This is a genomic window from Pseudomonadota bacterium (assembly GCA_039024915.1).
Taxonomy (GTDB): domain Bacteria; phylum Pseudomonadota; class Alphaproteobacteria; order Rhizobiales; family MH13; genus MH13.
The window spans coordinates 170,075-182,697 of sequence record JBCCPK010000006.1; the positions used below are offsets into that span (position 1 = coordinate 170,075).

12 protein-coding genes and 1 tRNA gene are annotated in these 12,623 nt (G+C 59.5%); 2 read left to right on the forward strand and 11 right to left on the reverse strand.

Going from position 1 to position 12,623, the window contains the following annotated elements; all coding sequences use genetic code 11:
* Position 1: 1 nt before the first annotated feature.
* From AAF739_13250 to ugpC, 10 genes are all read right to left on the reverse strand, one after another.
* Positions 2-643, reverse strand: coding sequence for a class I SAM-dependent methyltransferase (locus tag AAF739_13250; GenBank protein MEM6383637.1), 642 nt, complete (start codon positions 641-643; stop codon positions 2-4).
* A 1-nt stretch (position 644) separates the two neighbouring features.
* Entirely contained in the window at positions 645-1,625 is a 981-nt protein-coding gene (locus AAF739_13255) for a cupin domain-containing protein (protein ID MEM6383638.1), read from the reverse strand.
* 5 nt (positions 1,626-1,630) lie between these two features.
* Positions 1,631-2,215: a DUF6653 family protein gene (locus AAF739_13260; GenBank protein ID MEM6383639.1), complete on the reverse strand. Its 585-nt coding sequence runs from the start codon at positions 2,213-2,215 to the stop codon at positions 1,631-1,633.
* A complete protein-coding gene (locus tag AAF739_13265; protein ID MEM6383640.1) occupies positions 2,202-3,176 on the reverse strand; it encodes a nuclear transport factor 2 family protein in 975 nt (324 codons plus the stop codon). The genes AAF739_13260 and AAF739_13265 overlap by 14 nt, the downstream gene beginning before the upstream one ends.
* Positions 3,173-4,237, reverse strand: a complete 1,065-nt coding sequence (locus AAF739_13270) for an ester cyclase (protein ID MEM6383641.1) — start codon at positions 4,235-4,237, stop codon at positions 3,173-3,175. Before AAF739_13270 ends, AAF739_13265 begins: the two co-directional genes overlap by 4 nt.
* Positions 4,230-4,784: an ester cyclase gene (locus tag AAF739_13275; GenBank protein MEM6383642.1), complete on the reverse strand. Its 555-nt coding sequence runs from the start codon at positions 4,782-4,784 to the stop codon at positions 4,230-4,232. Before AAF739_13275 ends, AAF739_13270 begins: the two co-directional genes overlap by 8 nt.
* A gap of 134 nt (positions 4,785-4,918) precedes the next feature.
* The gene (locus AAF739_13280) at positions 4,919-5,770 is read right to left on the reverse strand and encodes a carbohydrate ABC transporter permease (protein ID MEM6383643.1); all 852 of its coding nucleotides are present in this window, start codon (positions 5,768-5,770) and stop codon (positions 4,919-4,921) included.
* An 84-nt stretch (positions 5,771-5,854) separates the two neighbouring features.
* Positions 5,855-6,889: a sugar ABC transporter permease gene (locus tag AAF739_13285; protein ID MEM6383644.1), complete on the reverse strand. Its 1,035-nt coding sequence runs from the start codon at positions 6,887-6,889 to the stop codon at positions 5,855-5,857.
* Between the two features lie 110 nt (positions 6,890-6,999).
* Positions 7,000-8,244 carry an extracellular solute-binding protein gene (locus AAF739_13290; GenBank protein MEM6383645.1) on the reverse strand — a complete coding sequence of 415 codons (1,245 nt, stop codon included), beginning with the start codon at positions 8,242-8,244 and terminating at the stop codon, positions 7,000-7,002.
* A gap of 102 nt (positions 8,245-8,346) precedes the next feature.
* Complete coding sequence (gene ugpC, locus AAF739_13295; protein ID MEM6383646.1) at positions 8,347-9,396, reverse strand: sn-glycerol-3-phosphate ABC transporter ATP-binding protein UgpC; 1,050 nt, start codon at positions 9,394-9,396, stop codon at positions 8,347-8,349.
* A 170-nt stretch (positions 9,397-9,566) separates the two neighbouring features.
* On the opposite strand from ugpC, the gene AAF739_13300 reads away from it, so the two are divergent.
* Together AAF739_13300 and ggt are read left to right on the forward strand one after the other, a co-directional pair.
* The gene (locus tag AAF739_13300) at positions 9,567-10,565 is read left to right on the forward strand and encodes an ester cyclase (protein ID MEM6383647.1); all 999 of its coding nucleotides are present in this window, start codon (positions 9,567-9,569) and stop codon (positions 10,563-10,565) included.
* 123 nt (positions 10,566-10,688) lie between these two features.
* On the forward strand, positions 10,689-12,479 hold the full coding sequence (gene ggt / locus AAF739_13305; protein MEM6383648.1) for a gamma-glutamyltransferase: 1,791 nt from the start codon (positions 10,689-10,691) through the stop codon (positions 12,477-12,479).
* A 49-nt stretch (positions 12,480-12,528) separates the two neighbouring features.
* Here ggt and AAF739_13310 read toward each other — a convergent pair.
* A tRNA-Leu gene (locus AAF739_13310) sits at positions 12,529-12,615 on the reverse strand.
* Between the last annotated feature and the right edge of the window lie 8 nt (positions 12,616-12,623).

Sequence of the window (12,623 nt, forward strand, 5' to 3'; positions counted from 1 at the left end):
TTCAGGGCTTCTTATTGCTTGCAAGCACGACCGAATGAAAGTCGCACTCGGGGTCTTCCTTTACGAACCGGATATCGGAAAATCCCGACCGCGTCAGCAGGCTTTCATACTCGGCCGGGTCGAGGCTCGCATGATAGCCGGCCTCACCTTCGACGGTGCCTGAGCCCTCGCAATCCTTGGGCCCGACGGTCAGCATCATCGCGCCGCCTGGCGCAACGTGCTCCGCCAGACGCGGAATGGTCTGGCGCTGCTCAGCGCGGCTCAAATGAAAAAAGGCGTCCCATGAGATCAGCCCATCGAAGTGATGCTTGAGCGCAAGGGTCCGCATGTCCGCTTCGATCCAGGTGTGATCCGCAAAGCGCTTTCGGGCGATGGCCAACATGGCCGGTGCGCAATCGATGCCGGTCAGACGGCAACCCGCTCCAATCAGATACCGCGCAATCGGTTCCCCTGCCCCGCAACCGACGTCTGCGACTGTCGGCCGGTCAGGCAGCGCACCCAGAAACCGATCTAGCCATGGCCGTTCGAAGAGGAACTTAGCGCGATGGGCGTCGTAACCCGTAGCCGCCTTGTCATAGATGGCGCGGGTTGCGGCATGGACCGCAACCAGGTCTGGTGTGATCGAGGCGGCCGCGGGTCTCACGCTAGGAAGGCACCCAGGTCGCCCCCGCAGGATCGCCGGTGGCGACGATGTGATACAGCGCGGCGTCGCCGGACATCGAAGGCTGACTACGGTGAGCAATGCCTTCCGGCACGCTCATCGTGTCGCCCGGGGCCAACGTAACCGTGCCATTGTTCACGCCGTTCGCCCAATCGACACGCCAGTGGCCCGTCACAGGCATGAGGACGGCCGGTTTATCGTGACTGTGCATCTCATCGGAAGCAGACGCTCGCGTGACGAAATCCACTTCGAAGCCCGGCTTGTCGCGCAGCTTCCCATTTTCGCCGATCACCTTTGCAGGCGTCCGATCCGACAGCGCCATCAGATCCCAATAGCGGGCAACGTAATTGGGTATCACATCATCCGTGGTCGGCTCCGGAAACGCCTTAAGCTCCTCATCGGTCAAAAGGGGCATAGGCTTCTCACCATCGGGAAGGCTCTCGCCACGTAACGTGTCGTAGAGCTTTCCTTTCTCGGACAAGACCAGCCCATGGTCCTTGGCGTCCTCGATCACCTGTGGCGCCCATATCACGCCACCCCCGGCATCGTCCCCGCCGAGAATGGCCATGATCATCCCATAGTCATCGCCAATGTTCTCGAACCCCCGAAAGATGCCCGTCGGGATGTTGAAGATGTCGCCTTCTTCCAGCGTCACCTCGCCAGCATCGCCCCACCGGCCCCAGAAGAAGCGCCAGCGACCCTTCAGGACAAAGAAGACCTCCGCCGTGCGGTGGCAGTGTAGCGAGTTTCGGCACTTAGGCGGCTGGCCCGCCGCCCCGATATTGAAGCCGTGCGGCATGCTGATGTGGACGTGCTGATCGGCGCTTTCAGACACGCCACCGCCAATAATCGTGAAGTTCTCCTTCTGGTCCGAGCCCGGCGTATGGGCATCGATGAAGGCGGTACGGCAAGGTTGAAGATCGCCATAGCGGACAATCCGGCTTTCCATCTCGGCGGGCGTCACGATCGCTATCCTTTCGCGGTGTTTTGGGACGTTTCGGAAGATAAGGGTTCGGGCAAAAGCGGTTCAGCAAGCTCGGTTCCAGGCGTATGGCCCGTCGTGTCAGCATGGATCCAAACCATGCGATCGCAGAACCACACTTTCGGCAGCACAGTCAGGCAAATGCCAGCAAGAGTTGCCCAGACATCGTAGACCCAGATGCCGTATATGAGCGGTGGGAGGCCGATAGCCGACAGCGCCGCCAGCACGTTCGCGGCCCTGAGATGATGTGCGTCGATTGAGACGCGATCTTTGGCCAGCCAGACACGCTCACCCAGCGTTGCCAGCGACCCCCAGCCTGCAAACGACCGAGGCGGCGGAAAGGCGCGCGGGTTGTACCATGTCCATGCGGCAGCCAGGATAAACAGCGGCAGCGCGCCCCAGCCCAGCCATTGGCGCGACCAAAGCGCCAGCACCAACAACGGCAGGCATGTGAAGCGCGTCCAGACGCTCCACGGGTTGGCGTGGCGACGCCAGGTTGCGTCATCCATGCTCATCAGTTTTTCGGCAAAACCGAACACGCCGATCGCCGTCATCTCGCTAGCCCGTTGCAAGAATGATCTGCTTCCAGATCGCCACTTCATCATACAGCACAAATTCGCGCCGCAGACCCCACGGGCCGTATTCAGCGTGGCTTGCGCCCATGATATGGATATCAGCGCCTGATGGCGGGCCAAACGGCCCGTATCCCTCATGCTTACCGGTGAGCGACCAGCGGATGGCGGCACGCGCGGGAAACCCATCGCCATCATCGCGGCCGATCTGGTGGTGGATCTCGAACGCTGCGTCGGGCATGGCCGCGCGCAGTGGCAGCCAAAAACCATCCACTGCCGGCCAGCCGTGGCCGGTCTGATAGCCGGGCATGTCGATCTGGCAGGCTCGGTCATAGTCGCGCTCGATGGTCGCAAAATTCGCGCGCATCAGATTGCGCAGCGTGGTCGCGTACCGCTCGCCCACCTCGTGATCGTTGCCGCGCCCGGTGTAGTGGATGGGCTCGTCAGGTGTCGGTCGGTAAGGCTTTGAAGCCTGCTCCACGCCGCCTTCACGGGCGATCAGATCACGCACGAAGTCCGGAATGTCCCAGCCCACCTGCCGGACGATCGCGCCATTGTCGCGAATGAGCCATTCGTCGTAGATCGCGTCGTCACGGGCCGCACAGTCAGCAATGATCCGGTAGTGGAGCCTCTTGCCCGTCGCTCGCCCATGGAAGCCATCGCGGCTGTGGGTCGCTGTCGACATCAGGCGGTGCGACGACAACAGATCGCCCTTTTCCGGGCTGCCGGACCAGATGACATCCTCGCCAAGGAGCTGGCGGTCCGGCAGCTCGGAGAGAACCGCCATCGTCGAGTTGATCGACGCGCGGTTGCCGATCGACATGCCGGACGGCATGCGGACGATGACGTCCGGCGCGTAGGAATGCTCCAGGGTCGCGATACCGCGATCTTCCCAGATTTCCTTTGTGATCCCCAGAATGTAATCGGGAAAATCGGCCCAGCGCTGGCTGAAACCTCTCATTGAAATGCCCCCGGTATCGCCCGCCCAGTTTCCTTGTCGAAACCGGTCCGCGCCTTGTTGAAGCTGCGCATGCGGGCCAGCACGTCTACCCCTATCTGACGGTACATGTCCATCAGATCGACCATGACCCAATTTTCGCGGATAAGACCGTTTTCGATCCGCCAGAAATCGAGCGACCGCATGGTGATGCGTTTGCCGGAGGGGGCGATACCGAGCCAGCCATCATCGGTGAGCGTCTGGATCATGTTCGGCCATCCGGTGACCGCTGCGTAATCGCCGTCCCCAAAGAAATGGTAGGTAACGTCGTCCACATACTGGCCGCGATCAGGCATCCCTTCGAGGAAGGGGATCTGGTGCCATTTGCGAAAGCCGTCGAAGCCCCGCCCGGTACCGATCCCAGAAGGTCCATACCAGCTCATCTTCGGGTGCCAGAAGCGTTCCATCTCCATGACCTCAGGCCCGCCTTCGGACGGATGCTTTTTGAGGTAGGTCAGCATGTCAACGATATGCTGGCAGGAAGCTCTGGACCGCGCCTCATCGTAGGGACCGGGCACCAGACCATCTTGGGGAGCTGGTCCGGAAACGTGCCATTCGCGACCAAGTGAAGGCGCGAGCGGCCAGGCACCTGCCTGCATCATCAGTTCAGGCAGGTCCCATAGCGCCTGTATCTCGACGATGCGCTGATCTTCGATGCGGTAGAACTCATGAAAGCGCATATGCGCCATATGACCCGTCGACGGGATATCAAACAGCGGCCGCTCAAACGTCCCGAGGTAGAAGCCCGCGCAGCCGACCCAGTCGGCGCCATGATCATCCGTGCCTGCGACCACAATCTGATCGCGTCGCTCAAAATCCGGCATCGCGTCGGCGAGCGACCCGATTGTCGCGACAAAGAACGGTCTTGTCGCGACAAGATCACCCCATGGCTCGGCCATATGGGCGGACATGTCGGGCGCCGCTATTTTTGTCAGCGCTTCGAGTGCTTGCGCCGGTTCGAAATCGTACAGCGCCGCCCGCCATTGGGCGAGCAACGCCTTGTTCTGGGAGTGCCGGTCAAGCATGGAAACCGTCCGGCGTCTCATGATCCGGCGCGGGAGGTTGGCGTTCGCCACGGTCGAAGGCTTCCCAGCCTTCACCCTTGAAGACATCAACGCCTAACTGACTGAGGACATGAGGAAAATCGACCATGACCCAGTTATCGACGATCTTGCCATCAACCACTTTCCAGAAATCCATGTAGCGGATTTCGATCCGTTTGCCGGTCGGCTCGACGCCCATAAAGGTGCCAGCATGGGTTGCTTCCTGACGGCCGAACGCTGCCGCCCACTCGCCCATATACAGCCGGGCTTCATCGGTGCAGACCTTGTCCTTGAAGGCGGCCTGAAAGGGTTTTTGCCAGTTTTCGTTGAACTCGTTGACGCCGTTCTTCGAGCCGCAGCCGAAATTGCCCATCCAACGGAAGGCGTCGTGGAAGAATTCGTGGATGTCATGGATGCGATGATCGTTCAGACCATCGACCATGCCTTCGATGACGCGGCGCGTCTCGTCGGTTTTGGATAAATCGGTGTCGCGGCTGAGAACCGCTTGCTCGGGACGTGAGCCTTTCATGCCCCTACCTCCATAAAAGTGTGATCGATCAGAGGGTTGGTCGATCACACCGCTATGAAGTCGCGCGGAAGCCTGTTCAGGCAGGGATGGCGCAGGAGTGCGCCGTGGCGGGCATTTTTGCTCATAGCTGCGCGCTAGCCCTTCACAGCCCCAGCCGTCAAGCCGGAAACGATCTGCCGCTGGAAAAACAGCACAAGGATAAACAGGGGCACCGTCGCCGAGACCACTGAGGCGACGGCAAACATGACGTTGCCTTGCTCCTGTGTGGTACCGAGGAAACTCACAACTGCCGGGATCATGGTCTGATTTTCCGAGCTTAGGAGCATCGCTGTGACGGCGAAGTCGTTATAGGCAAGCAGGAACGAGAACAGCCCTGTTGTGATAACGCCCGGCCACATCACCGGGATGATGACATAGCGAAATGCCTGGAACCGCGTGCACCCGTCCACCATTGCACTCTCGTCCAGGTCTTTCGGGATGTTCTTGAAGAACGAATGCAACATCCAAAGCGTGAAAGGCTGGTTGATCGCCACAAGCACGATGATCGTGGTCGGCAGAATGCCCCAGATATTCCACTCGAAGAACGGCAACAGGTAGCCCGAAACCAGCGTGATATGCGGCATCGCACGAAACACCAGGGCGAGCATCAAAAGCCAGAAGGCATAGCGGAACCCTGAGCGCGCAAGCGCGTAGCCACCCAAAGTGCCGAACGTCAGCGAAATAACGACCGTGAAAAACACAACGATGGAGGTGTTGACGACCGCTTTCCAGAACTCCTCGTCGATCCACGCGCCCGAATACGCCTGCGTTGTGAAGGCGCCGCCCGTCTCCTGCTGCGTAAACACGCCATAAAGCGCGTTGGTCCAATCAGCACGGGAGAAAAAGTCAGCCTGAACCTTAAAGCTGCCCCAGAGCGTCCATAGGAAAGGGAAAGACGCGATGATCAGCCAAAGGATAACGAAGCCCACTGAAAAATAGGTGAGCATCGTTACGCGTGACCGCGGTTTGTTCTCAACAATGTCTGTGGGCGTAGCGCTAACGTTTGCCGTGGTCGCCATAATCCAGCCCTCCTAGTGGGTCGATTTGCGCGTGAAGTCGCGGTAGGTCTGCACCAATACTGGGGAGAGCAGAATGACCACGCCAAGGATGGTCAGGATCGAGGTCGCGCCAGCCGATCCATACAGCGGGTTCCCGGAGGCTCGGAGATCGTTGAAGATAATCGTGCTGAGCGATTGTGCGAAGGCGCCCGCCTGAAAACTGACAATCGGTTCAAAGACGCGGAAATTATCCATCAGCTGGATAAGCGTGATGAACACGACCAGCGGCATGAGGTGCGGCACGACCACGTAGCGCATCCGCTCCCACTTGGTCGCGCCATCAATCTGCGCCGCTTCCATCGTATCTTCCGGAACAGTCTGCAGACCTGCGTAGAAGACGATAAAGCTGAACGGGATTGATGACCAGATGCCGTAGACGATCAACATGATCCACATCAGCGGTGCCGATGCCCGAACACTCAGGGAAGGATCATTGAAAATATTTTGGATCGTGGCGCCGATTATGCCTTCCGCGTCGACCATCCAAAGAATGATCAGCGAGCCGACCACCGGCGGAACCATCATCGGCAACAGCGACAGAAAGATCGTTGGGCCTTTGTAAATCTTGGGCAGATTGTTGACACCCACCGCGATGGCGAGACCCAAAACCAGCACAAAAGGCGTGACCACAAACGTGAAGGTCAATGTGAAGGCGAGCGCCGCGTAGAATGGCAAGCTCATCACACGGGTCCAAAACTCACCCCACGTTTCGGTCGTGTTCCACGCTTCGCCCAACTCAGCAAAGGCAAGGTGCGCGCGGTTGGTGTAGGTCCCCAGGCCATTGAACTGGCCAAGCGGCGCTGCTTCACGGAGCGCTTCCGTCGCTTCCTGATCAACCGTCACGGTATCCTCGCAGCCAAACGGGCCGCAGTTTTGAACTGTTATCAAAACCTGTTCGTGCTCGACGTGGAGCGACTGGATGACCACCGACACGATGGGGAACGCAATGAACAGCACCATCGCCGATAAGGTCGGCAGGATGAACCAGAAAAATGTCTTATGTTTCATCGCAGTACCCTGGATCGCACACTCAGTTGTATCGTTTGATCCGGCGGGGCCTCATGGAGAGCCAAGCTTAGGGCGCCAATCTGGCCCCGCCGGAAATGATGCAGCAAGGCTTACTCGAGGAAACCTTGTTCAGTCGCAGCCGTCGTGTAGGCAGCCTCAACGTCAGCCAGTGCCTGCTCGGCTGATTCCGTGCCCTGCATAAAGTCAGAAAGCTCGTTGCCCAGCGCGGTGTGCAACAGACCCATCTGCGGAACCATCGGGTATGGCCGGGCGCCGGCTTGCGCAGTGGCAGCCACGCCTGCAGCCGCTGGACCCGGTTCGAAACCTTCCAGCAGCCACACCGCATCATCATTATTCGCCATCACCATTTCAGGGTTGAGCGCGGTGGCGAGGGCGGCAAACGATGCTTCCGCTTCTTCATCGGGCACATTGGCTGCGATGGTGAAGCCATCCCACCACAAGGTCGCGCCGGGGATGCCGACGCCCTCTACCACCGGTGCAGCTGCAAGCACAGTGCTGCCTGTGATGTCGGCTGTTGAGCCTTCATCGTCAAGAAGAGCATTGCCACGCGAGCCCCACATGAGCCCAAGGGCCGCCTGACCTGCTTCCCAAGTCGCTTGCGTCTCGTTTGACGCCTGACTCAGATAGTCAGGGTTGGCGAACTCAGCCAGCGCAGCCATGGTTTCCAGCGTTGCAACACCGGCCTCGCTGTTGATGGACGGCACAGCAGACCCGGGCTCGAAAAACTGACCGCCGTGGGCCATGTAGACCGTGTTGAACAGCTCAGCGAGGTTCCAGCCAACTTGTGCGTTGATCACGATAGGGTGTTCCATGATGCCAGCCTCACGGATGGCCTCAGCCGCAGCGATCAACTCTCCATACGTGGTCGGGATGTCCGAAACGCCCGCCTCTTCAAGCACATCGGTCCGAACATACAGGTGCTGCGAGTTGGCCATAAAGGCAATCGCCATCACGTCGCCGCCGATGGAAATCTGCAGGTTCGACGGAATATTCTCGCCATACTCGGCCACCAAATCGTTGAGCGGCCGAAGCAAACCGTCATTCATCAGCTGCGTCAGCGTCGCGTTCGCAACCACCACGCCTGTGTACTCTGCCGGGTCCGGCGTGAGAGCGGCATTCATGATATTGCGCGACTCATTTGTATGGTTGCGAACGAATTCCGACGCGCTGGAGGCGCAGGCCTCCTCCGCAGCGCCTACCACCGCCTGGATGGCTGGAAAGTCGTTTGCCAGAATGCGCACGGATTGCCCTTCGGGCCCGCAGCTTTGTGCATAGGCAGCTGGCGCCATCAAACCGACCATTGCGGCTGATAGGGCGAGTGTCTTGACGTTCATTAGGTTCTCCCTCGTATTGGATCGGCGAAGCGACTTTTGTGCACGCCCTGCTTTATCAACTTGCCCACGCGCCATACGCGGCGGCAGGCGAGCCTTATCGTTTTAAGCGCGTACGCGCTCACCGCTATCGCCATCGAAAACATGGCAAATGTTGTCCGGCACAGCGATCGAAACCGTTTCGTCGATGGCCGCTGAAAAGTTTTTGTCCGCCCGCACGCTGACCAGGGCGCCGCCGATGCGGACCGTGACCATGGTGGCGTCGCCCAAGAGCTCGAGCGTGTAGATGGGGGCGTTGATCTGGCCGCCAGATTCCACAACTGTCGCGTCTTCGGCGCGGAAGCCCAAAGTAACGGCACCATCGGGCGCGGAAAGGCCGCCGATTTCAACGTTTTCCGCCGTGAAAACTCCGCCTGAAACGGACCCTTCGATGAGGTTCATGGCTGGGTTGCCAATGAAGCTGGCAACGAACGTGTTGGCTGGATTGTCGTAAATATCGGTCGGGGTGCCCACCTGTTGGACGACGCCCTTCTTCATCACCACGACACGATCGGCCAGCGTCATCGCCTCGATTTGGTCATGGGTGACGTAGACGGTGGTAACCGCCAACTCGTGGCTGAGGTTTTTGATCTGCGCGCGGGTCGAGACCCGCAGTTTCGCGTCGAGGTTCGATAACGGCTCGTCCATAAGGAAGACGTTTGGCTGGCGAACGATTGCACGGGCCAAAGCGACGCGCTGCCGCTGACCGCCAGAAAGCTCGGCCGGCCGACGGTGCAAGAATTCATCCAGCTCGACCATCGCGCTCGCTTTGCGCACCCGCGCGTCGTGCTCGTCCTGTGGTATCTTCCGAACCTTCAAGGGAAAGCGGATGTTCTCGTAAACATTCATATTCGGGTAAAGCGCGTAGCTTTGGAACACCATCGAAATGTCGCGATCCTTGGGGTCGAGGTCATTCACCCGCTCGCCAGCAATCTCGATATCCCCGGAGGTTGCGTCTTCAAGACCCGCAATCATCCGCATGGTGGTTGTCTTGCCGCAACCCGATGGACCCAGAAGGACGAGAAATTCACGGTCGCCGATTGTCAAATCGAAGTTATCAACACCAACAAACGATCCCCATCGTTTGCAGACATTGCGCAGGACGATCTCTGCCATACACGTTCCCCCTAGCGGCAAGGCCAAAGTTATGTGCGCCGCAACAGTAGCTTTCACCACAATCCAAAGCATGGCAAGAGGTGAATTGAATACCAATGCAAAGCGGCGCTAGAACACGCCTGCGACACGTCATCCCGAAGCCCGTTATATCGTCTTCCGAAAAGTTCCCCATGTCCGACTATCGCGCAGCGACACATACCTTTCTCAATACTCTTATCCGCGCCCCGGAAAGCGTACTCGATGATTTGGTGGCTGAGCATCTCGACGCCGATTGCGTCTGGGATGTTTCGCACCCGATCAACCAGTTGGTCGGCCCGAAGGCTGTGCTCGAAGGCTTCATTCGACCGCTTCGCAGTGCGCTCACCCGCCTGCAGCGACGTGATGAAGTTTTTATCGGAGGCGACAACCGGCGGGAGGAAGGCGGTCGCTGGGTTGCGTCCGTGACCCACTATCTGGGGAACTTCGATGCACCGTTTCTGGGCATCCGGCCGTCCAACCACATGATGATGTTGCGTTCCGGCGAGTTTTACCGGCTCGATGGCGGCAAGATCACCAAGGCACGGATCATCATTGATGTGCCCGATATGATGCGGCAGGCCGGTCTCGATCCCTTTGGCATGTCTTACGGCCTTGAGACCATGTTCCCAGGTCCGGCAACACACGATGGCGTTTTGCCGGAAGGTGGACCTGAGCTTGGCAGTCAATCACTAGACATCGTTGAGGGTATGTTGGCTGACCTGCACAAATTTGATCCAACGAACTTTTCGTCCACCAATCAAACAGGCGCCCATGGCTACTGGCACGAAGACATGCTGTGGTACGGCCCCGCTGGGATCGGCTCAAATTACCTTTGGGAGGGCTTTGTCAAAGACCATCGCGAAGCGTTTCTAAGAGCCTTCCCAGACCGCAAAGGTGGGAACCATTTCTGCCGAATTGGTGACGGCAATTATGCCGCCATCTCCGGCTGGCCATCGATGACCATGACCTTTCAGGGCGAATATCTCGGTGTGAAGGGTGATGGTCGCCCCCTCACATTACGCGTGATGGATTTCTACCGCTGCGCTGACGGCAAAATCATGGAGAACTGGGTTTTACTCGACTACAATGATCTCATGGCGCAGATGGGCATCGATTTGATTGCACGCAGCCAGGAGAGCGAGGCCGCCTAGCGCCCGCGAGACATCTAACGCTCCGCTGGCGAAGCGGTAAAAAGGCAACCCACACCTTTTCTCTTGTCAGAACCCACTGCCGATTGTCACACTGTGCCGGCAAACAAAGTGGAAGGTTCTGCTATGCGTCCTCAGATCATCGCAGCTGCATTCGTGCTCGCCTGCTCAACCGCCCTGGCACAAGAAGCGGCAGACGCCGTCGCCCCTGAAGGCGCAGGTGCCGGCACACTGACCGAGCTTTCGGCTGCCGCGCAGGCCGCCCAGGAAGCCAAGGCAGCCGGTCAGTCCGTCACCGCAGACAATTGGATGGTCTCAGCCGCAAATCCACTGGCCGTCGAAGCCGGCGCGGCGGTTCTGCGCGCCGGAGGAACGGCTGCGGACGCTATGGTTGCCGTGCAAGCGGTTCTTGGGCTCGTCGAACCGCAATCGTCAGGGCTCGGCGGCGGCGCTTTTCTGGTTTGGTACGACGCCGCATCGGGCGAACTGACGACCCTCGATGGGCGTGAGACCGCACCCTTGGCAGCACGCCCCACCATGTTTCAGACCGACGGCGGTGAGCCGCTTGGCTTTTTCGATGCGGTGGTTGGCGGGCTCTCTGTCGGCACACCCGGCACGCCGGCCCTGATGGAAGATGCCCATCGCCGGTGGGGCCGCGCCAATTGGGGTGACCTGTTCGATGCAGCCATTGCACTGGCGGAAGACGGCTTTACCGTTTCACCGCGCCTAGCCAGTTCGGTTGCGGGCGATCAGGACCGTTTGAGCCGCTTCCCGGCGACCGCAGCCTATTTTCTACCCGGCGGCGAGCCGATCGCCGAAGGAAGCACCCTGACCAATCCCGCCTATGCCGAGACCTTGCGCGCGATAGCGGCGGACGGGACAGATGCCTTCTACGCTGGCGAGATTGCTGAAGGCATCGTCTCCACGGTCCGCTCGGCTGAGGGCAACCCCGGCCATCTTAGCTTGACCGATCTCGACCTTTACCGCGTCATCGAGCGGCCCGCGGTCTGCGCTGGCTACACCGGATATGATGTTTGCGGAATGGGTCCACCCTCATCGGGAGCTTTGACCGTTGGCCAAATCCTCGGCATGGCGGAATGGTACGACCTTGAAAATTTCATACCCGACAGCGCTGGCGCTTGGCGGATCATAGGGGATGCGTCGCGGCTCGCCTTCGCCGACCGTGGCCGGTACATGGCTGACAGCGATTTTGTGCCCATGCCGACCGAAGGCCTGGTCGATCCTGTCTATCTTGAGCAGCGCGCGCAGCTTCTTGACACGGATATGGCGCTACCAGAGGTCGAACCGGGCAACCCATCCTGGAGCCACGCAAGCCTTTGGGCGGACGATGAATCGCTCGAACTGCCTTCCACCAGCCACATCTCAATCGTCGATCAAGACGGCAACGCCCTGTCCATGACGACAACGATCGAGAATGGCTTCGGTTCACGCTTGATGGCGCCGGGCGGATTTCTCCTCAATAACGAGCTGACCGACTTTTCCTTCCGAACCCACAGCGACGGCCTCCCGATTGCCAACCGGTTGGAACCGGGCAAGCGGCCGCGCTCGTCCATGTCACCGACAATTGTCATGCAAGAAGGCGAGCCGGTCCTGGTCATCGGGTCACCGGGCGGCAGCAGGATCATCGGCTATGTGGCCAAAACAATTATCGCCCATCTGACCTGGGGCATGGATATCCAGGAGGCCATCGCTATGCCGCATCTGGTGAACCGTTTCGGCACCTACGATGTTGAGGAAGGCACAGCCGCTGAGGACCTGACTGCCGATCTCGAAGCGTTGGGTTATGAGGTCAATGCGCGCGGCCTGACGTCCGGGCTCCACGCCATCGTCGTCACCGGGGACGGCCTTATCGGCGGGGCAGACCCGAGACGCGAAGGCATCGCGCTCGGCGACTGACGCGCCTAAGCCGCCAGCGTGAGGCGGTAAGGCCAAGAGCATTTTTATGTGGTGCGGTCGAGAAGACTCGAACTTCCACCCGTGTTACCGGACAGCGACCTCAACGCTGCGCGTCTACCAATTCCGCCACGACCGCAAATTGTT